Below are 21,932 nucleotides of genomic sequence, written 5' to 3' on the forward strand. Positions count from 1 at the left end.
TTAAGACGTTAAAAGTTTAATAAATCGAGCAATTCTCTTTTGTTAGAAAATAAGATAGCATCATTAATTAAAATACTTGGAACACTGGTTTCAATAATTGGTTGATTGGTAATAATCAAGTCAAATTCTTCGAGTCGATGGTCACCTAATTGTTCTTCCGTAATTGCTAACGTATTTGAACGAATCCGATGCAAAGCTAAAATATCGTGGACATAGTTTCCAATATATTGACTATGATTCAGGCCCATGTCGCTAATAATCAAAATCTTTTTTGAGTCGAAACTCTGGTTAATTTCTGGAAAAGTATTAAGCAACCAAAAAATATAAGAAGATGAATAGTTTAATAGATTTGTTTCTAAAAGAGCGGAAAAGAAATGCAATTCTGCTTTTAATCGTGCATATAAGTGAAGCTGAGTAAAATGAATTTGTCGAGTGAAAAAGGTGGCCCTTTGTGTCAATTCGGAGGTGTCAAAAGGCACTAATTGAGAAAACAAATAAAGACAGGTTAACAAGTGAACAGCGAAGTCGACGACTTCTTCTGTTAATTGTTCAATCTGTGAAAAAGCATTAAATTTTAAATTTTCACGTATTCTTTGACTGATGACTTCTTGGTCTTCGGAGTAGTATTGCTGAAAAGCGCCTCTTTGAAAATATCGGAGAACTTCCCGATAGGTTTCACGGCTGAGCCCAGTAAAATGACGACTGAGTAAAAGATAATCTTCCATTTTGATTGGACTCTTTTTATCTGTTTTTTTCTGGAAACGTTGTTGAAATCCTTGATGCTCTCTTAATAAATCAACAATAAAATACATAATAAAGAAATCGTGTTCATAACTGTTATCCATACTAATAATATTTAATTGGCATTGATTACGGCGCATTAATTGTTTGATTTCCTGCTTATCTAATTGATAAGGCAATTCATAATGGCCATAATACATTAAAAAGAAAAAGGTTGTAAAAATACGTAAAGGCAATTCTTCTGTTTGGCTAGTTAATTGATAGCCTTGATCAACGATAACGCGAAGAGAGTAAGTTTCCAAGACCTGATTACACTGCTTCAATTTTCGAGCAAAAGAAGAGCGACTAATATTAATGGTATCGCAATAATATTCGATGGTTTTGCCAGGATTTTGGATAAACTCATGGAGCAATTGGGTGGTCGTTGACGTTTTTGCCATATCCGTCAGCACGTTTAAATATAAGGACACATTAAAGTTTTCTAAACGATAGCCTAATTTATGCGATGTTTTAATGGTTAAACTTTCGCCCCAACGCTGTTTAATCTCCTCAATATAACGAATAAAAGTAGACTCAGAACTACCAATATATTTTGCAAGTTCTTTTTTAGTCATCCATTTATCAGAAATGGATAAGACACGAATGATTTCTTCCATTTTCCGATAATTTTTTTCTAAAAACCTAATCATATTGTTTCCTCCCAAGTCCTTTACTTTAATGAAACAATCATCGAAACAATAACGCAATTTCAGAAATGAAACCGCTTGGTATGAAAGCTGGTGTGATTTAATGAGCTCCTTCTCTGTATAATAATTATCAGATTAGAATAATGAAATTTTACGTGCTAGGCAATTCTAATTTAACTGTTAATTCATAAAAGAAAGGAGAGAACAGACATTAAATTACTAAAGAAATTTGGGGTTTTCGGCGTAGTCTTTTTACTTGTCTCATCCTATTTCATACCGCTCATTGGCTATGCAGAAACAGCCAAAGAAGTTGAAATTACATCCGCTCAAATGATAACAGATGAGAATGATAAAACGAATATTAATATCGAGTTAAATCTTCTCAACCAAACAGAGCAGCCATTACAACGAGAAATTCAATTGAAAAATGCACAGTTCATGGATACTGCTGTAATTGAAAAAGACGGATATTCTTACCAAGTGACTAATGGTACGCTTTATCTGACTTTGGACGCACAAGTAAAAAAGCCGGTACAGCTTTCGTTAGCTGTTGAGCAAAGTTCGCTTCAAACAGCTCAGCCACCTAAGTTATTGTATGAAAACAACGAATATGATGTTTCAGTTACTTCTGAAAAAATAACAGTAGAGGATTCTGCTAAAGAATCAACTGAACCAGAAAAAATAACTGTACCAGAAAATACGAAAGAAACTAACAAAAATGATTCGGCTCCAGAAAAAACAGAACAGCCGACCGCAACAGAAGAGGTAACCAATCCATTTGCAGAAGCAAGAATGGCGCCAGCTACTTTGAGAGCGAATCTGGCACTGCCTTTAATTGCACCACAATACACGACGGATAATTCTGGGACTTATCCGACAGCTAATTGGCAGCCCACAGGCAATCAAAATGTGTTAAACCATCAAGGGAATAAAGATGGTGGTGCCCAATGGGATGGCCAAACGAGTTGGAATGGGGACCCTACTAATCGCACAAATTCTTATATTGAGTATGGCGGTACAGGAGACCAAGCCGATTATGCCATCCGAAAATATGCTAGAGAAACAACAACACCAGGGCTTTTTGATGTATATCTTAATGTGCGTGGAAATGTTCAAAAAGAAATCACGCCATTGGATTTGGTCTTAGTCGTTGACTGGTCCGGAAGTATGAATGAAAACAATCGGATTGGTGAAGTTCAAAAAGGAGTGAACCGTTTTGTTGATACATTGGCAGATAGCGGTATTACCAATAACATCAACATGGGCTATGTTGGCTACTCAAGTGACGGTTATAATAACAACGCCATTCAAATGGGGCCGTTTGATACAGTCAAAAATCCAATTAAAAATATTACGCCAAGTAGCACTAGAGGAGGAACTTTCACTCAAAAAGCATTAAGAGATGCTGGTGATATGTTAGCAACGCCAAATGGACATAAGAAAGTCATTGTACTTTTAACGGATGGCGTCCCAACCTTCTCTTATAAAGTGAGTCGAGTTCAAACAGAGGCGGATGGTCGCTTTTACGGGACACAATTTACGAATCGACAAGATCAACCAGGTAGCACTTCTTATATCTCTGGTAGCTATAATGCGCCAGATCAAAACAATATCAATAAACGAATTAACAGTACGTTTATCGCCACGATAGGTGAGGCAATGGCCTTAAAACAACGTGGGATTGAAATACATGGATTGGGCATTCAATTGCAAAGCGATCCACGAGCTAATTTATCTAAACAACAAGTTGAAGATAAAATGCGTGAGATGGTGTCAGCCGATGAAAATGGAGACCTTTATTATGAATCCGCGGATTATGCACCAGACATTTCTGATTATTTAGCGAAAAAAGCCGTTCAGATTTCAGGAACGGTTGTAAACGGAAAAGTAGTTGATCCAATTGCTGAACCTTTTAAATACGAGCCAAATACATTATCAATGAAAAGTGTGGGTCCTGTTCAGGTTCAAACATTACCAGAAGTGTCGCTAACAGGCGCTACAATTAATAGTAATGAGATTTATTTGGGTAAAGGGCAAGAAATTCAAATTCATTATCAAGTACGTATTCAAACAGAGTCAGAAAACTTCAAACCTGATTTTTGGTATCAAATGAATGGTCGGACAACGTTTCAGCCATTAGCCACGGCCCCTGAAAAAGTTGATTTTGGGGTTCCTTCGGGAAAAGCACCTGGCGTGAAGTTAAACGTGAAAAAAATCTGGGAAGAGTACGATCAAGACCCAACAAGTCGGCCAGATAATGTGATTTATGAAATTAGTAGAAAGCAAGTAACTGACACAGCCAACTGGCAAACTGGGTATATTAAATTATCAAAACCAGAAAATGATACCAGCAATAGTTGGGAGCGCAAAAATGTAACCCAACTTTCCAAAACCGCGGATGAAAGCTATCAAGAAGTTCTTGGACTTCCCCAATACAATAATCAAGGACAAGCTTTCAATTACCAAACAACCCGTGAATTAGCAGTTCCTGGTTACAGTCAAGAAAAAATCGACGATACTACTTGGAAAAACACGAAGCAGTTCAAGCCATTAGATTTAAAAGTAATCAAAAATTCTTCCTCAGGTGAGAAAAACTTAGTGGGAGCCGTCTTTGAATTGAGTGGTAAAAATGTTCAGACAACATTAGTGGACAATAAAGATGGTAGCTATTCCTTGCCAAAAGATGTGCGCCTACAAAAAGGGGAACGCTATACATTAACTGAAGTAAAAGCACCTGCAGGACATGAGTTAGGTAAGAAAACGACTTGGCAAATTGAGGTGAGTGAGCAAGGCAAAGTAAGCATCGATGGACAAGAAGTGACCACCACAAATCAAGTTATTCCATTGGAAATTGAAAATAAATTTTCTTCTTTGCCAATCAGAATTAGAAAATACACCATGCAAAATAGCAAACAAGTGAACTTAGCAGAGGCGACTTTTGCGTTGCAAAGAAAAAATGCTCAAGGAAGTTACCAAACTGTGGCAACTCAAAAAACAGATACTGCAGGATTGAGCTATTTTAAAATTAGTGAACCTGGTGAGTATCGAATGGTGGAACAATCAGGACCATTAGGCTACGACACTCTTGCTGGAAATTATGAATTTACTGTTGATAAATATGGGAAAATTCACTATGCAGGCAAAAATATTGAAGAAAATGCGCCAGAATGGACACTGACACATCAAAATCATTTGAAACCTTTTGACTTAACGGTTCATAAAAAAGCCGATAATCAGACGCCACTTAAAGGAGCGAAATTCCGTTTAACAGGACCAGATACGGATATTGAATTACCAAAAGATGGCAAAGAAACGGATACTTTTGTTTTTGAAAACTTAAAACCAGGGAAATATGTCCTAACAGAAACCTTTACGCCAGAAGGATATCAGGGGTTAAAAGAACCAATCGAATTAATAATTCGCGAAGATGGTTCAGTCACGATAGATGGGGAAAAAGTAGCAGATGTTTTAATTTCTGGAGAGAAGAATAATCAAATTACTTTAGATGTTACTAACCAAGCAAAGGTTCCTTTACCTGAAACTGGTGGCATAGGCCGCTTGTGGTTTTACTTGATAGCGATTAGTACATTCGTGATAGCGGGTGTTTATCTCTTTATTAGACGACCAGAAGGGAGTGTGTAATCAATGAAAAACGCACGTTGGTTAAGTATTTGCGTCATGCTACTCGCTCTTTTCGGGTTTTCACAGCAAGCATTAGCAGAGGCATCGCAAGCAAGCGTTCAAGTTACGTTGCACAAATTATTGTTCCCTGATGGTCAATTACCAGAACAGCAGCAAAACACAGGGGAAGAGGGAACTCTGCTTCAAAATTATCGGGGCTTAAATGACGTCACTTATCAAGTCTATGATGTGACGGATCCGTTTTATCAGCTTCGTTCTGAAGGAAAAACGGTCCAAGAGGCACAGCGTCAATTAGCAGAAACCGGTGCAACAAATAGAAAACCGATCGCAGAAAATAAAACACAGACAATAAATGGAGAAGATGGAGTGGTTTCTTTTTCATTAGCTAGCAAAGATTCGCAGCAACGAGATAAAGCCTATTTATTTGTTGAAGCGGAAGCACCAGAAGTGGTAAAGGAAAAAGCTAGCAACCTAGTAGTGATTTTGCCTGTTCAAGATCCACAAGGGCAATCGTTAACGCATATTCATTTATATCCAAAAAATGAAGAAAATGCCTATGACTTACCACCACTTGAAAAAACGGTACTCGATAAGCAACAAGGCTTTAATCAAGGAGAGCACATTAACTATCAGTTAACGACTCAGATTCCAGCGAATATTTTAGGATATCAGGAATTCCGTTTGTCAGATAAGGCGGATACAACGTTGACACTTTTACCAGAATCAATTGAGGTAAAAGTGGCTGGAAAAACAGTTACTACAGGTTACACATTGACGACGCAAAAGCATGGATTTACGCTTGATTTTTCAATTAAAGACTTACAAAACTTTGCAAATCAAACAATGACTGTGTCATATCAAATGCGTTTAGAAAAGACCGCTGAACCAGACACTGCGATTAACAACGAAGGACAATTAGTCACGGACAAGCATACCTTGACTAAAAGAGCCGCAGTTCGTACAGGCGGCAAGTCTTTTGTCAAAGTTGATAGTGAAAATGCGAAAATCACCTTGCCAGAGGCTGTTTTTATCGTCAAAAATCAAGCGGGGGAATATCTCAATGAAACAGCAAACGGATATCGTTGGCAAAAAGAAAAAGCATTAGCTAAAAAAATCACGTCTAATCAAGCCGGTGAATTTTCAGTTAAAGGCTTAAAAGATGGTCAGTACTTCTTGGAAGAAATCTCTGCACCAAAAGGTTATCTTCTGAATCAAACAGAAATTCCTTTTACGGTGGGAAAAAATTCTTATGCAACGAACGGACAACGAACAGCACCGTTACATGTAATCAATAAAAAAGTAAAAGAGTCAGGCTTCTTACCAAAAACAAATGAAGAACGTTCTATTTGGTTGACGATTGCAGGCCTGCTAATCATTGGGATGGTAGTCATTTGGCTATTTTATCAAAAACAAAAAAGAGGAGAGAGAAAATGAAGCAATTAAAAAAAGTTTGGTACACCGTTAGTACCTTGTTACTAATTTTGCCACTTTTCACGAGTGTATTAGGGACAACAACTGCATTTGCAGAAGAAAATGGGGAGAGCGCACAGCTCGTGATTCACAAAAAGAAAATGACGGATTTACCAGATCCGCTTATTCAAAATAGCGGGAAAGAAATGAGCGAGTTTGATAAATATCAAGGACTGGCAGATGTGACGTTTAGTATTTATAACGTGACGAGCGAATTTTACGAGCAACGAGCGGCAGGCGCAAGCGTTGATGCAGCTAAACAAGCTGTCCAAAGTTTAACTCCTGGGAAACCTGTTGCTCAAGGAATCACCGATGCAAATGGGAATGTCACTGTTCAGTTACCTAAAAAACAAAATGGTAAAGATGCAGTGTATACCATTAAAGAAGAACCAAAAGAGGGTGTAGTTGCTGCTACGAATATGGTGGTGGCGTTTCCAGTTTACGAAATGATCAAGCAAACAGATGGTTCCTATAAATATGGAACAGAAGAATTAGCGGTTGTTCATATTTATCCTAAAAATGTGGTAGCCAATGATGGTAGTTTACATGTGAAAAAAGTAGGAACTGCTGAAAATGAAGGATTAAATGGCGCAGAATTTGTTATTTCCAAAAGCGAAGGCACACCAGGCACAGTAAAATATATCCAAGGAGTCAAAGATGGATTATATACATGGACAACGGATAAAGAACAAGCAAAACGCTTTATTACTGGGAAAAGTTATGAAATTGGCGAAAATGATTTCACAGAAGCAGAGAATGGAACGGGAGAATTAACAGTTAAAAATCTTGAGGTTGGTTCGTATATTTTAGAAGAAGTAAAAGCTCCAAATAATGCAGAATTAATTGAAAATCAAACAAAAACACCATTTACAATTGAAGCAAACAATCAAACACCTGTTGAAAAAACAGTCAAAAATGATACCTCTAAAGTTGATAAAACAACACCAAACTTAGATGGTAAAGATGTGGCAATTGGCGAAAAAATTAAATATCAAATTTCTGTAAATATTCCATTGGGGATTGCAGACAAAGAAGGCGACGCTAATAAATACGTCAAATTCAATTTAGTTGATAAACATGATGCAGCCTTAACTTTTGATAACGTGACTTCTGGAGAGTATGCCTATGCGTTATATGATGGGGATACAGTGATTGCTCCTGAAAATTATCAAGTGACTGAACAAGCAAATGGCTTCACTGTCGCCGTTAATCCAGCATATATTCCTACGTTAACGCCAGGCGGCACACTAAAATTCGTTTACTTTATGCATTTAAATGAAAAAGCAGATCCTACGAAAGGCTTTAAAAATGAGGCGAATGTTGATAACGGCCATACCGACGACCAAACACCACCAACTGTTGAAGTTGTGACAGGTGGGAAACGTTTCATTAAAGTCGATGGCGATGTGACAGCGACACAAGCCTTGGCGGGAGCTTCCTTTGTCGTCCGTGATCAAAACAGCGACACAGCAAATTATTTGAAAATCGATGAAACAACGAAAGCAGCAACTTGGGTGAAAACAAAAGCTGAAGCAACTACTTTTACAACAACGGCTGATGGATTAGTTGATATCACAGGGCTTAAATACGGTACCTATTATTTAGAAGAAACTGTAGCTCCTGATGATTATGTCTTGTTAACAAATCGGATTGAATTTGTGGTCAATGAACAATCATATGGCACAACAGAAAACCTAGTTTCACCAGAAAAAGTACCAAACAAACACAAAGGTACCTTACCTTCAACAGGTGGCAAAGGAATCTACGTTTACTTAGGAAGTGGCGCAGTCTTGCTACTTATTGCAGGAGTCTACTTTGCTAGACGTAGAAAAGAAAATGCTTAATTTCTAGCATCACCGAAGAAATTTTTAGAAAAACAAAGAGCCTGGGCCAATCACTGTCCCAGGCTCTCATGCTGTATTTTTAAGGAGGAAGCAATGAAGTCAAAAAAGAAACGTCGTATCATTGATGGTTTTATGATTCTTTTACTGATTATTGGAATAGGTGCATTTGCGTATCCTTTTGTTAGCGATGCATTAAATAACTATCTGGATCAACAAATTATCGCTCATTATCAAGCAAAAGCAAGCCAAGAAAACACCAAAGAAATGGCTGAACTTCAAGAAAAAATGGAAAAGAAAAACCAAGAATTAGCGAAAAAAGGCAGCAATCCTGGATTAGATCCTTTTTCTGAAACGCAAAAAACAACGAAAAAACCAGACAAATCCTATTTTGAAAGTCATACGATTGGTGTTTTAACCATTCCAAAAATAAATGTCCGTTTACCAATTTTTGATAAAACGAATGCATTGCTATTGGAAAAAGGAAGCTCCTTGTTAGAAGGAACCTCCTATCCTACAGGTGGTGCGAATACACATGCGGTCATTTCAGGCCATCGTGGTCTCCCACAAGCCAAATTATTTACAGATTTGCCAGAATTAAAAAAAGGCGATGAATTTTATATCGAAGTCAATGGGAAGACGCTCGCTTATCAAGTGGATCAAATAAAAACCGTTGAACCAACTGATACAAAAGATTTACACATTGAGTCTGGCCAAGATCTCGTCACTTTATTAACTTGCACACCGTATATGATAAACAGTCATCGGTTATTAGTTCGAGGACATCGTATCCCATATCAACCAGAAAAAGCAGCAGCGGGGATGAAAAAAGTGGTACAACAACAAAATTTACTATTATGGACATTACTTTTAATTGCCTGTGCATTAATTATTAGCGGCTTCATCATCTGGTACAAGCGACGGAAAAAGACGACCAGAAAACCAAAGTAGTATGACGAAAAGGCTAAACATACTAAAAAAAAGAGTAAAAAAATAGCTTTTCAATTTTTAATCCTCCTTATCGTGCATAATTGAACCAGAGAAACAGAAGTATTAACGAAATAACTAAAAGAGCAAGCCCTGAATAAAAAGCGACAAAGGGCCAATCAATCGACTGTTTAAATTCCTGCCAAGTTTGGATTTTTCTGTTTTTTTTCGCGCTATCTTCAAGCGTGAGTAAATAATTCAATAGTAAGAGGAGCAGCAACACCGTGAAATCATTTGTGGTAAAAAACACATGTAAAAATAGAATGACAAAGATAACACGGGATAACACTCGATTCCGCAAAATTAAAAATAACTTAGCACGCATAATAAACCACCATTTCTTATCAGAGATAATGAATCTGTTTTTGTCTACTCTTTAGTTATATCATAAAATTCTTAATAATGAAAAAATGATTTGAGAGAATAATTGGAAAAAGTTTTTTTCTGAATCATTATTTTCGTAAATAAAGAATAAACGTGTTACTCTTGGCTTATCAAATTTGGAAGGAGTGTTAAAAATGAAATATCTGGATATTATTGCTTTAATTTTATTGATTGTCGGAGGTTTAAACTGGTTATTAGTTGGTGCATTTAATTTTGATTTAGTTGCAACAATTAGTGGCGGCGCAACCACACCATTAGCAAAAATTATCTATATTATTGTCGGAATTTGTGCGATTTATTCTATTAAGTTTTTAGCTCCTTTGTTCCGCGAACCATAGGATTGATTTAAAAGATTTAGATAACGTGAAGTTATTTTGACTTAGCAATTGAGAGTTTCCTTGAGGAAGGGGACTCTTTTTTTATTTTCTATATTCGTTTCAGAAGGTTTAGACAAGCTCAAAAAATATTTCAAGAGAGCTGCGTTGTTTTCAAAATAGAACCTAGCATTACCTCGAACGTACCTCAAATAACCTGTGTCTTTTTTTGAATCATTAGTTCAAATTGATGTGATCACTAGTGAGAAAAATCAGCTCTAGGATATATAGGAAAATATAAGCATCAAATAGGGATTTTGATGATAAATTATCTTTTTCCTTGTTATGATTATAACAAGGAAAAAGAAAGTAGGGATTTATTTATGGAATTACAGGTGACAAAAAAGGCTAAATTTTTTTGTTTGGCGATGGCATTACTAATGACATTAGGTATTTTTATCAGCGCTGGTACAAGTGTTTATGCATCTGACCAGCTAGAGGATTCAGAAGTTGAGGCTGTAGCAAAAGGACTGGAAGAAATGTATGCGAATGGAGTGACGGAAGATAACTTTAAAAACTATGTCAAAAATAATTTTGCTCAGCAAGAGATTTCTTCAGTTGAGGAAGAATTAAATGTAAATATTTCTGATGCTTCAACAGTAGTTCAAGCACGTTTTAATTGGAATGCATTAGGAAGTTGCGTTGCTAACAAAATCAAAGATGAGTTTTTTGCAATGATTAGTATCAGCGCAATTGTAAAAGCTGCACAAAAGAAAGCCTGGAAAGAATTAGCAGTGACTGTATTACGCTTCGCTAAAGCCAATGGGTTAAAGACGAATGCTATTATTGTAGCTGGACAACTAGCTTTATGGGCAGTTCAATGTGGGCTAAGCTAATGAATTTAAAAGATCATGTTACGGAAATAGTAATTACTTTTATCATCGCTTTTGTGTATACTTGGATAGATTCAGGAGAAATTGAGATCTTAAAAACTCTTTTGATAACAATAATATTTTTAGCCATGTTCTATGCAATACCCAAAATCACCAATAGAAAAAGAAAATGAAGTGGTTTTAGAAAGATAATGTGATAGGAAGTGTAAGAGGAGGTAACGAGCCTTCTCTTGCTTATAGAAAAAAAGAGCTAAAACCTTTATTTTATAAGGTTTTAGCTCTTTTTTGTTTTTCTCTACTTTTTTAAAAATGGAGACGGCGGGAATCATAAACCATTTAAACAGAAATTCATTGTTGTCAAGGCATTTAGATTTTCTACAGCACTATAAAACAAGAAAATGAACCCACTTTTCATTTGAAAGCAGTTCAAAAAGTGGTCAGAGGTCAGAACTTATTTAAATTGAATAAATTTCGTGATAAAATAGAAATAGCATAGCAAACGTTGCTACACTTATTGGTGTTATTATCTTAATTGACAAAAGTAATGATAACACAGAGTGTAAATCTTAACAAGACAGGAGTCCCAATTTTTTTGCTATGTAACTAATAAAGAAAGGATAATTGTATGGCAAGTATTAACGAAGCATATTGTGAACAAGATAAGAGAGTTTTGTCTATTGAGGAAATATCTAATTCTATAAATTTCGAAGAAATAAAACATTTGTTGAGTTGTTCAACAATTGGCTGTTCAGCAAGATTAGATTTTGTAAATGGGCAAAATGAAAACTTTTTGAGAACCCATAGAAATGAAAATCATTTAGAAGAATGTCCACATTACTTTGAACGAAACCCAACAAAATTAAAGAGTAAAAAAATTGGAGAAGTATCTGTTTCCATAGGAGAAGATGAATCAGACACTAGATTGGATTACCTCTATAACAGCATTTATAAGAAAAAAACTAGTGGGAGAACAACTCCTAGAACAACTCCTAACAGAACTACTAGCAATTCAGGTAATGAAGAAGATGAGCATATTGATGCAGTTTTAACAAGAGGGACTGGAACTGAAGAGTTATCTGATTTAAAAGAAAAAAGTGATGTTGTTGTCCGAGGACCTAAAACATTTAACCGTGCTTTAAATCAAGTAACTGACAAAGATATTTTTGTTAAATCCTATGCTTATGCTGATTCTGCAGAAATTAAAAAAGAACTCTGTGAGATAAAAGTACATTTTGGTAAAAAAGAAGGAGTTTTTATTTTCCCAGACACTTTCTTCTCTGAATATGTTCAAGCCCAAGAATTTATGACAGCATTAGTAAATTATATAAATCTTAGTGAAAATGAACGTTACCCTGTTATGCTTCTTGTTTTAGCAGAAGTTAAAGAAGTATCTGAGCAAGAAGGAAAGCAAAATTTATTTGTAAATAAGTATCCTTGGTTAAAAATTGTCATCGAAAATTCTGCAGAACTACCACCAAAATTAAAACTAGCTAATTTTATCAATATGTTAAATACAGGAGTATTTAACAAGGAAATTGATGAAGAATAGTAATTTTACAACGAAAAAGGGAAAATTCTTTTTCGTTGTTTTTTAGTTGTTACCATTTCTGGAATGTACCTATCTCACATCAATTTTTTAAATTCTTGATTTCCTCATCAATCTTCTTATTAAATATTTTAATCAGAAATTTCATATCCAAATTTTTTAAATCTATAATAGTCTAACATCTGGAGAAAAACAGTTCATGAAAGAAGGTGGTATGATATATAAGTATTTAAGAGCGATTTACCAATAAAATAATGTTTATAAAAGTGGTGATGCTATGTCAGAATATAATGTACAACTTTTTTTGATTCCTAGAAGTTGTGAAATTTATTTCTATGCTGTTCCTGTTATCTATGGCTATACTACTGAAAATAAGCGAAAATCGAACAGTATAAATTTAGAGAAAAATGAACTGTCATAAATTGAAGCTAGGAAAAAAAGAGAAAATTACTATAAGAACAAGGTACAATATATTCGGCGTCTAATCAATATGAATTTCGACAGCCAAACAAAATTTTTAACTCTTACCTTTGCAAATGAACTTGAGGATTTGAGCGAAACCAATTATCTATTTAACAAATTTATTAAAAGGTTGAATTACAGACTAGTCAAAAAGATAAATCTACCGAAAACAAAGTATGTGGCTACAATGGATAGAAAAGTAGAAATAGGCTTAAAAGAGCTTGTGAAAAACAGAGAAATTTCTCTAAGAGAGTTAGCCCGCTTATCTGATATGGAACCTTCAATTATTAACAAGCTGGCTAATGAAAAACGAGAAAAATTTATCTGCCACACATTGAAAGAATCACTGATGCTTTGGAAATTGACGATATTTCAGAAATTATCAGGCTCACCAAAAAAGAATAGGCTTTAAAGTGTGGTCAAAATAAAAAAGAGGACGTTTAGAATCCTTTCAAAACACTGTAACAGCGCGAAATTTCTAACGTTCTCTTTCTTTTTGTACCTTATGGAGACGGCGGGAGTCGAACCCGCGTCCAAACATATTGCCACTTAAATCTCTACGTTCATAGACACTCATTTAAAGGTTCGCTTTACAGCGTGCCGAGTGACAGGCATTCTGTATTGCTAGTCTGGTAAGCTCTTCTAAATTTTACAGACGGAAAAATTTAGCGTATCCCACTTCGATTAGGACCCTGACCCGAGCACATGGGCGATGCCGGGAGGATCTTCGCTAGCTGGTTTTTAGGCAGCTAAAGCGAAAGAATTGTTTTCGTTTTTAGCAGTTATATTTAACTGTAACGTTTTAACGTAGCCGTAACCTACGAAACGCAATTCAAGCTCAACTATGCCTGTCGAATCCGTAACGCCCCCGAAATAACATAAGTATCCCTTGATACTTATCAAAGTATAGCATAAATTCCTTGTTTTTTCAAAGAGTAGGATAACACTCTGTTAGATATTCATAAAAAGAGGAAGGATAGACCGAAACTCAGTTCATCCTTCCTCTTTTTATGAAAGTGTGTGGGTATGTTTTGTAATCCATTGTTGCAAACGGATATTCAACCAAAAACCATAAATTCCTAAAGTAATTATAGTTAATAAAAGCCATTTAATCCAATGACCGAATAATTGCATAGCTGTACCGTCAAAATAAAGGCGTTTACCATCAATAACGGTATGCTTGATTTTCCAGTTGTACATCATACAAATTCCCCAAGGTGCGCAAATGCCTAATGTAAAGACAGTAATCAAGGTTGCTAAAATTGAAGTCCCGATATACGTTGCTAAACCACCGTCAAAATATGAATTTTTCATTCTTTTCCTCCTTATCTCATAAACTTTATTATAACAAGAATAAATGGCCTGGGAAACAAAATGAGGATGAAATAAGTATTTTTATTCATTATTGATGTGAAATATGTTATTTATGCAACTCAAACTTGGCAGCATTAGATATTTTGTAACAAATGTTATCTAATGTAACTACCATAATAAAACGCTTTCCTTAGGAAGTGAATTAGAAATTAAAAAAAAGGCTACTTAAATGAGCATTAATATTGTACGATACATATCTTTTTGCTATTGTCAACTTCTTAAAAAGACCACTAAGTGGAAAAAATAAGAGAAAAGAAAGGTGAATAATTTTTTATGGCAAAAAGTGTAAAATTTTTAGTGTTACTGTTGGTAATGATTCTACCAATTGCGGGGGCGTTATTGATTGGTCCAATTTCGTTTGGCGCCGAATTGAGCAAAAGTTCAATCGTTGACAAAGTAGAATTAGATCACACTACTTTATATCAAGGGGAGATGACCTCCATTAAAGTATCTTTTAGTGACAAAGAGAATCAGAAAATAAAACCTGGCGATACTATTACTTTAACTTTACCAAATGCATTAGTTGGAATGACCGAGAACGATGGCTCACCACGAAAAATCAATTTAAATGGTTTAGGGGAAGTTTTTATCTATAAAGATCATGTTGTAGCAACATTTAATGAAAAAGTTGAATCTTTACATAATGTGAATGGGCATTTTTCTTTCGGGATTAAAACGCTTATCACCAATAGTTCGCAACCGAATGTAATAGAAACGGATTTCGGAACAGCAACGGCGACTCAACGTTTGACGATTGAAGGAGTGACTAACACAGAGACTGGCCAAATTGAGCGAGACTATCCGTTTTTTTATAAAGTAGGCGATTTGGCTGGAGAGTCAAATCAAGTACGTTGGTTTTTAAATGTGAACCTCAATAAATCCGATGTCACTGAAGATATTTCAATTGCGGATCGACAAGGAAGTGGTCAACAATTAAATAAAGAGAGTTTTACATTTGATATTGTGAATGACAAAGAAACTAAATATATTTCACTTGCCGAGTTTGAGCAACAAGGTTATGGCAAAATTGACTTCGTGACAGATAATGACTTTAATTTACGTTTTTATCGGGATAAAGCACGCTTTACTTCCTTTATCGTCCGTTACACTTCGACAATCACGGAAGCGGGGCAACATCAAGCGACATTTGAAAATAGTTATGACATCAATTATCAACTAAACAATCAAGACGCAACGAATGAAAAAAATACATCACAGGTTAAAAATGTTTTTGTAGAAGGCGAGGCAAGCGGCAATCAAAATGTGGAAATGCCAACAGAAGAAAGTCTAGACATTCCTTTAGAGACAATAGATGAATGGGAACCAAAGACACCTACTTCGGAACAGGCAACAGAAACAAGTGAAAAGACAGGCGCAACAGAAACTGCAGAAAGCAGCCAACCAGAAGTTCATGTCTCGCCAACAGAAGAAGAAAATCCAGATGAAGGTGGAACACTAGGCACGATTGAACCAATCATACCTGAAAAACCAAGTGTGACAACTGAAGAGAATGGCGTAACAGAAACTGCAGAAGGCAGCCAACCAGAAGTTCATGTCTCTCCAACAGAAGAAGAAAATCCAGATGAAAGTGAAACGTTAGGTACAATTACACCAATTATTCCTGAAAAACCAAGCGTAACAACTGAAGAGAACGGCGCAACAGAAACTGCAGAAAGCAGCCAACCAGAAGTTCATGTCTCACCAGCGGAAGAAGAAAATCCAGATGAAAGTGAAACGTTAGGTACAATTTCACCAATTATTCCTGAAAAACCAAGTGTGACAACTGAAGAGAACGGCACAACAGAAACCGCAGAAAGCAGTCAACCAGAAGTTCATGTCTCACCAACAGAAGAAGAAAATCTAGATGAAAGTGAAACACTAGGCACGATTGAGCCAATCATACCTGAAAAACCAAGTGTGACAACTGAAGAGAATGGCACAACGGAAACGGCAGAAAGCAGCCAACCAGAAGTTCATGTCTCGCCAACAAAAGAAATTACTACAACTGAGAAAAAACAGCCATCCACAGAAACAACTGTGGAGAAAAATAAAAATGTTACATTAAAAAATCAACCACAAATACTAAACGCTCCATTAAATACATTGAAAAATGAAGGAAGACCACAGTTGGCTCCCCAACTGCTTAGTGAACCAATTCAAAAATTAAATGAAGCAAACGGGCAACGAGAACTTCCCGAAACAGGCACAACAAAAACACCGTTTATGCTAATAGCAGGAATACTGGCAAGTACATTTGCCGTTTTAGGTGTAAGTTATCTACAAATCAGAAAGAATTAACAATAGAAAAGCCATCCAGCTTTCGCTGGGGGGCTTTTCTATTATCTGGAGATAAATTGTTGATAGGCGCCAATCAAAAACTATGCTACAGTAAGGTATATAATGCTCGAAAAGGAGGGAGTAAATGACTAAAAAAATATGGTCGCACTTTCGGAAAAGCTTCACTTGGTACATTTTGATTGGCGTGATTGTTTCATTATGTAGTGCTTTAGCAATTTATTTTTTTCAACAGTTGTTAGATCATTATCAAAAAAGTTTCCAACTAGGGTTGTTAGTAGCGTATGGAACGACAATTATTTTAATTCCGCTATTGTCTTACTGTGAACAGAAACCGAAAGCTTACTTAACTAATGGCATCTATTTCTATTTGAAGAAATTAAGTTTAATAAAAATGAGCAAGATTTCCTATGAAGAATATCTAAAACTGGGAGCGGGAGCTTTACTACAAAAAGTAGAAGTTGGTGCAGCAGCTGGGAGAAATATCCACTTGAATTTTTATGGACGCTTATTTCGAGAGCTAATTCCAGAGACGTTATTTAATTTGTTTTTCATAGCATTGATTGATAAAAAATTACTGCCAGCAATTCTAATTGGTTATGTGATTGTATTTATTTTAACCAAAATACTTTTGAAAACGCTACAAAACATGAAAGAAAAAACACTTATTTCCGAAGAAGCAATGAATGCTACTTTGATACGAGGGATGACAGAACTAGTGACTTTTAGAATTAATCGAAAATATAAAAAAGAGATTGAAAATTACGCGTTAATGGCAGAGGAAAATAGTCAAAATATAACAAAAATGACTATGATCCATGAATTTTTCTTTGGCTTTTTTGCCTTGTTAGTCGCACTAATCAAAGTAAGTATTGTCGTACTTAGTTTTACTAACGTCGTGACGCTAAGTTTAGGTGGACTTGTAGCGATAGTGATGTATATCGATCGAATTTATACGCCGATAGCCATATTTAATGTTTTATTTGTTCAATATAATTTGGATAAAGTAGCCTATCAGCGCTTGGAAGATTTTTATAAAAAAGAAGATGATCCTGATTTAGCGGTTCCAGGCAAAGTGTTACCTGAAATTCAAACAATTTCATTAAAAGATGTATGTTTTAGCGTAGATAGTCAAACGATTATGTCCCAACAAAATCGACAATTTTCAATGAATAAAACCTATGGCTTGATTGGAAAAAGTGGGACAGGCAAATCTACCCTGATTAAATTGATTTTAGGATTATTGAAGCCGACAGAGGGGACAGTTTATGTGAATCAATTTCCTCTAACACAATTCAATTTGGAAGATTATTATGAAAAAGTTTTTTATTTATCTCAAGATGTGCCAATATTTCAAGGAACGTTGAAAGAAAATATTGTATTGAATCAAGAAATTTCTGATGAACAAGTAATTGAAGCTATGTATCGTTTTCAGTTGGGGGAACTTTATGAACGGTTGCCGGAAGGTTTAAACACTATTGTGAGTGAAAAAGGAATGAATTTTTCTGGTGGTGAAAAACAACGGATTGCTTTTACACGCTTAGCATTTACACAAGCAGAGATTCTTATTTTAGATGAGGCGACTTCCGCATTGGACGAAAAGACCGAAGAAAAAGTGTTACAAGAAGTACAAAAATTTACCCACAATAAGTTGACTATTTTGGTTACTCATCGACCTAAAACCCTGCGATTTGTAGATGAAATTATTGATTTAAATGAGTGAACTTGTTAGCTGTTTGGCACATCTTTTGCTACACTTTTTATAAGAATTGAGAGAAAGGGGCAACTGTTGATGAATAATAATGAGCAAGAATTAGCGGAATTTTGGGATGAATTTGCAGAAGAATATGAAGAAATTCAACAAGAATCGCCATTTCCAATTGTCCGAGAATTACGTGATTTCTTGGTCCAAGAAGGCATTTTTCCGTGTCAGACATTTTTGGATATCGCAGGTGGGACAGGACGATACTTACCTTTTTTTCAAGAGCAAGTCACGGAGTACACGCTAGCCGATATTTCTCAGAGAATGTTGGAGATTGCGGAAGCAAAAGCACAAAGCAACGTTGTTTTTCTTCACCAAAGCCAAGAAAGACTGATTGAGACTGGGAAAAAATTTCAAGTCGTTTTTTCAGCGATGAACCCTGCTTTGGATACGCCGGAAAAAGTTAATGCATTGTGCCAATTAAGTGAAGAATGGTGTCTTATATTTCGGCTAGTGGAAGAGCAAGATTCGTTGTTTTCTCCTTTTGAGCAAGAGAGCAACCCGCAGTTAAATTGGATGGCAAAATACAAAGCATTTCTAAAAAAAGAACAGCGACCTTTTTTCACAAAAAAATTTTTCTTTGAAGCATCAGAAACTATTTCAAAAGACTTTTTCCGCAGCTATTTTGAAGAACAATGGTCAGTTCCAATTTTAGAACAACGCGTACAAGAAATTTTTGGTTCTCATGAAATTAAGCAAAATCAGCGTACCATTATTTATGAATTAATTGCGATTCCATGTAAAAAAACAACCAGCGATGACTAATTATCGCTGGTTGTTTTTCGGTTATTTAATTGTGCGAAAGCTTTTTCTGGAATCTCTTTTTTATCAATTTTAACAGGAGATTGGATGATTCTTTTTTTACTAATGGTTGCTTCTATGTAAGCATTTGGTTCCAAAGGTTGCGGATTTTTGTCTGTCCGTTCGTAATCCATGACTTGTGTTTTTCCATTACTTTTAACAAAAGTTAGTCGATAGTGTAAAGAATATTGGCCATCTATGCTTTTTTGATTGTCATCTACTGTTTGTTTTCGTTCAGGAATTTCTAGAGGAACTTGTGCATAGGCTTTTTCACCCTTATATGTATCTGCATAATAACGATAGCCTGTATAACCACCAACAATCAATAAGCCAATAAATAAAATAGCGCCGATTTTTTTCATTTTTTCTCCTCCTAACAATTTACAAAAATAGCATAGCAAAAGAAGAAGGAGATGGAACATCGAAAAAACGAACAGTTCTCTTACAAAACTGTTCGTTTTTTCAGTCTATTTAGCTTTCATCAGAGAGTAGAAAGGAATCATTTTTCTTACGATAACTAAAGAAAATAACAAAGTACAATAGGCCTGTTAAAAGAGTAACGCCTAACGAATTTGTAAATAAGATGCCAATAAAGATGAGGCCTAAAATGATTAAAGCAAGGAGATTAATACTTTTTTCAAAGAGAGACCCTCGTTTTAAAGACAGAACAAACGCCGCAGCGCTAATTAAAATCCAAATTAGCAAGACAGTGTAAGAGAGAGAACCGGCTAAGTAACCAAATAATTCATCGCCAACAAAATAAGAAAGAATAACGCCCAGATATAAAACACTTGCGCAGAAGAAAACTGAACGTTGAGGTACTTGGTGCTTGTTTAAAACCGCTAGTTTACTCATGGGTCCTTTTTTATCTTTTAAGCGAAAATATAAAAGGCGAGAAGAGGCGTATACCCCAGAATTAATAGAAGAAAACAAGGCTAAAATAATCACAAAATTTACGATGTCAGCAGCAAAAGGAATATTCATTTTTTCAAAAACCATAACAAATGGACTCACCGTTGTGCCTGCTAATGTATTCCAAGGGAAAATAATCAAAAGTAAGAATAATGGAATGATATAGAAGGAAATAATCCGTCCCATCACACCACGAATCGCTTTAGGAATGGCTTTTTTAGGATCATCTGCTTCACTGACAGTAATCGCGATTAATTCTGAACCGCCATAAGAATAAATAACTACTAATAAAGAATTAACAATACCTTTCATGCCATGTGGGGCGAAGCCACCATGATCGGTGATACTTTGTAAAGTAGGGAAGACACCACTGCCTAGCATTTGTTGTCCCACCAGATAAACACCAAAAATAATTAACAAAATGATGACACTAATTTTAGCAAACGCCAACCAATATTCTGTTTCTGCAAATAAACGAACCGAGTAAAGATTGATGAGCGTCGTTAAAATAGCTAAAATGAAAACAAAAAACCAAGCAGGAATATTAGGAAACCAAAGTTGTAAAAAGGAAGCTGCGGCAACCGCTTCTGCGATAATATTAATTGTCCACATGGAATAATAAACCCAATCAATAAAATCAGCAGAATGTGCACCTAAAAATGGTCGAACCAAGCCAGACAAACCATGATGTGTGTCTCCGCCATCTAAAACGAGTTTTCCTAAACCACTCATGACGATGAAGAGAACAGCACCGCCAATTAGAAAGGCGATTAATACAGAAGGACCAGCAATACCAATTGCTTCGCCACTTCCTTTAAAAAGACCTGCGCCAATCGCTCCTCCTAAGGCTAACATCGTAATATGGCGCGAGCTTAATTGTTTTTTTAAGGTTGTTTGTTGTGTTTCACTCATAGGATTCTCCTTTAATTGAAAAAAAATAATATGAAAATAACTTTCTTTATTATATACAATTTTCTGACAATTACAACTATTCTGTCAATGAAAATGAAAAAATAAGTGAAAAATATTATGAAAATAAAAAAATCGAGCAATTTAAGTGATTAAAATCGCTCAATTTTTTTATTAATTTTTATTTTTTAATAGAGTCATAATTGTTAATGGAACAGTAATGACTACATAGCCGATGATACTAGCCACTACTAAATAAGCTATAGGACTCGAGAAATTAAATAAGTCCGTTAAAAGTATTGCGACAATCATTGAAATAGCATAACAAATGAATAATTGAATAAACCGCTTTGCAGACAAAAAATCACCTCTTCCTAATTAGTTAAAGTCTCTTTTCAATCATTTAGTATACACCTGAAAAGAAGAATAAACTATCATTAATTAAAAGAAAAAGTGAAACCACTAGCGGATTTTTTGTTCAGCTGATTATCTTAAGAATTAGAAAATGGGACATAAGTCATTTCGACTTATGTCCCATTTTTATTTATGACGTTGGCTTCGTGTAAATTGAGAAGTCTCGTCCTCTCTAGTGGTTGGTTGTTGTGTTCGTTGTACGGCTTGCTTTTCCGGCTCGCTCTTTTTTGCAACATCAGTCACAACATTTGGCTTCTGAGAAGGGGGAACGGTTGTTTTTTTGTTTAAAGTTGGCGTAGTTCTTTTTGTTTCTTTCTTTTGTTTCTTTATATTATTTTTATCATTTCCAGTGACTGTCAAATAGATAATCAGAAAAATCATTAGGATCGTTGCAACAATTAATAGAATAAACATGTTAAATGAAATGAACATGCATGGCCCTCGTTTCTCGTTTTTTCTTAGTTTACCAAAATTTCAAAATTTCGTCACTCTTTTCTTC

At 35.4% G+C, this 21,932-nt stretch carries 18 protein-coding genes, 1 other RNA gene and 1 pseudogene; 12 read left to right on the forward strand and 8 right to left on the reverse strand.

All coding sequences use genetic code 11. From position 1 onward, the window contains the following. Window positions 1-8: 8 nt before the first annotated feature. On the reverse strand, window positions 9-1,430 hold the full coding sequence (locus IGL48_RS04415; protein ID WP_002382000.1) for a helix-turn-helix domain-containing protein: 1,422 nt from the start codon (window positions 1,428-1,430) through the stop codon (window positions 9-11). Between the two features lie 174 nt (window positions 1,431-1,604). On the opposite strand from IGL48_RS04415, the gene ebpA reads away from it, so the two are divergent. The 4 genes from ebpA (at window position 1,605) to srtC (ending at window position 9,331) form a co-directional block, all read left to right on the forward strand. Further along, window positions 1,605-5,069 (forward strand): endocarditis and biofilm-associated pilus tip protein EbpA, encoded by a 3,465-nt coding sequence (ebpA, locus tag IGL48_RS04420; RefSeq protein ID WP_151081087.1) that lies wholly within the window; start codon window positions 1,605-1,607, stop codon window positions 5,067-5,069. 3 nt (window positions 5,070-5,072) lie between these two features. Next, complete coding sequence (gene ebpB / locus IGL48_RS04425; protein WP_002377855.1) at window positions 5,073-6,503, forward strand: endocarditis and biofilm-associated pilus minor subunit EbpB; 1,431 nt, start codon at window positions 5,073-5,075, stop codon at window positions 6,501-6,503. After that, the gene (ebpC, locus tag IGL48_RS04430; RefSeq protein WP_010817160.1) at window positions 6,500-8,383 is read left to right on the forward strand and encodes an endocarditis and biofilm-associated pilus major subunit EbpC; all 1,884 of its coding nucleotides are present in this window, start codon (window positions 6,500-6,502) and stop codon (window positions 8,381-8,383) included. The genes ebpB and ebpC overlap by 4 nt, the downstream gene beginning before the upstream one ends. 93 nt (window positions 8,384-8,476) lie before the next feature. After that, window positions 8,477-9,331, forward strand: a complete 855-nt coding sequence (gene srtC, locus IGL48_RS04435) for an Ebp pilus assembly class C sortase (protein ID WP_002369656.1) — start codon at window positions 8,477-8,479, stop codon at window positions 9,329-9,331. A 67-nt stretch (window positions 9,332-9,398) separates the two neighbouring features. Here srtC and IGL48_RS04440 read toward each other — a convergent pair whose 3' ends face one another. Next, window positions 9,399-9,692, reverse strand: a complete 294-nt coding sequence (locus tag IGL48_RS04440) for a hypothetical protein (RefSeq protein ID WP_002369654.1) — start codon at window positions 9,690-9,692, stop codon at window positions 9,399-9,401. A 193-nt stretch (window positions 9,693-9,885) separates the two neighbouring features. Between IGL48_RS04440 and IGL48_RS04445 the strand changes: the two genes are divergently transcribed. The 5 genes and pseudogenes from IGL48_RS04445 to IGL48_RS04465 all read left to right on the forward strand — a co-directional run bounded on the left by IGL48_RS04445 (window position 9,886) and on the right by IGL48_RS04465 (window position 13,371). Next, window positions 9,886-10,089 (forward strand): DUF378 domain-containing protein, encoded by a 204-nt coding sequence (locus IGL48_RS04445; RefSeq protein ID WP_002381996.1) that lies wholly within the window; start codon window positions 9,886-9,888, stop codon window positions 10,087-10,089. A gap of 359 nt (window positions 10,090-10,448) precedes the next feature. Beyond that, window positions 10,449-10,961 (forward strand): enterococcin EntV, encoded by a 513-nt coding sequence (gene entV / locus IGL48_RS04450; RefSeq protein ID WP_002358120.1) that lies wholly within the window; start codon window positions 10,449-10,451, stop codon window positions 10,959-10,961. Then, window positions 10,946-11,131: a hypothetical protein gene (locus tag IGL48_RS04455; RefSeq protein WP_002384733.1), complete on the forward strand. Its 186-nt coding sequence runs from the start codon at window positions 10,946-10,948 to the stop codon at window positions 11,129-11,131. Before entV ends, IGL48_RS04455 begins: the two co-directional genes overlap by 16 nt. Window positions 11,132-11,583: 452 nt before the next feature. Next, on the forward strand, window positions 11,584-12,507 hold the full coding sequence (locus IGL48_RS04460) for a hypothetical protein (RefSeq protein ID WP_002365487.1): 924 nt from the start codon (window positions 11,584-11,586) through the stop codon (window positions 12,505-12,507). Between the two features lie 646 nt (window positions 12,508-13,153). Continuing rightward, window positions 13,154-13,371 (forward strand): annotated as a pseudogene (locus IGL48_RS04465) (helix-turn-helix domain-containing protein). A 98-nt stretch (window positions 13,372-13,469) separates the two neighbouring features. Here the strand turns inward: IGL48_RS04465 and ssrA are convergent. Next, window positions 13,470-13,836: a transfer-messenger RNA gene (gene ssrA, locus IGL48_RS04470) on the reverse strand. A 138-nt stretch (window positions 13,837-13,974) separates the two neighbouring features. After that, window positions 13,975-14,280 carry a DUF898 family protein gene (locus IGL48_RS04475; protein ID WP_002360604.1) on the reverse strand — a complete coding sequence of 102 codons (306 nt, stop codon included), beginning with the start codon at window positions 14,278-14,280 and terminating at the stop codon, window positions 13,975-13,977. A 333-nt stretch (window positions 14,281-14,613) separates the two neighbouring features. Between IGL48_RS04475 and ace the strand changes: the two genes are divergently transcribed. The 3 genes from ace (at window position 14,614) to IGL48_RS04490 (ending at window position 19,162) form a co-directional block, all read left to right on the forward strand. Then, a complete protein-coding gene (gene ace, locus IGL48_RS04480; RefSeq protein ID WP_142956597.1) occupies window positions 14,614-16,638 on the forward strand; it encodes a collagen-binding MSCRAMM adhesin Ace in 2,025 nt (674 codons plus the stop codon). 124 nt (window positions 16,639-16,762) lie between these two features. Next, on the forward strand, window positions 16,763-18,358 hold the full coding sequence (locus IGL48_RS04485) for an ATP-binding cassette domain-containing protein (protein WP_048949667.1): 1,596 nt from the start codon (window positions 16,763-16,765) through the stop codon (window positions 18,356-18,358). A 69-nt stretch (window positions 18,359-18,427) separates the two neighbouring features. Further along, window positions 18,428-19,162, forward strand: coding sequence for a class I SAM-dependent methyltransferase (locus tag IGL48_RS04490; RefSeq protein WP_048949668.1), 735 nt, complete (start codon window positions 18,428-18,430; stop codon window positions 19,160-19,162). Here the strand turns inward: IGL48_RS04490 and IGL48_RS04495 are convergent. The 4 genes from IGL48_RS04495 to IGL48_RS04510 form a co-directional block, all read right to left on the reverse strand. Further along, window positions 19,159-19,560, reverse strand: coding sequence for a YxeA family protein (locus IGL48_RS04495; protein ID WP_002369637.1), 402 nt, complete (start codon window positions 19,558-19,560; stop codon window positions 19,159-19,161). The genes IGL48_RS04490 and IGL48_RS04495 overlap by 4 nt on opposite strands. 109 nt (window positions 19,561-19,669) lie before the next feature. Beyond that, window positions 19,670-21,022 (reverse strand): amino acid permease, encoded by a 1,353-nt coding sequence (locus IGL48_RS04500; RefSeq protein WP_002382100.1) that lies wholly within the window; start codon window positions 21,020-21,022, stop codon window positions 19,670-19,672. 171 nt (window positions 21,023-21,193) lie between these two features. Next, a complete protein-coding gene (locus tag IGL48_RS04505) occupies window positions 21,194-21,379 on the reverse strand; it encodes a hypothetical protein (protein ID WP_002358046.1) in 186 nt (61 codons plus the stop codon). Window positions 21,380-21,559: 180 nt separating this feature from the next. After that, window positions 21,560-21,847, reverse strand: a complete 288-nt coding sequence (locus IGL48_RS04510; RefSeq protein WP_016633855.1) for a hypothetical protein — start codon at window positions 21,845-21,847, stop codon at window positions 21,560-21,562. Window positions 21,848-21,932: the final 85 nt, after the last annotated feature.

The organism is Enterococcus sp. DIV1090 (genome assembly GCF_050537975.1).
Taxonomy (GTDB): Bacteria; Bacillota; Bacilli; order Lactobacillales; family Enterococcaceae; genus Enterococcus; species Enterococcus faecalis.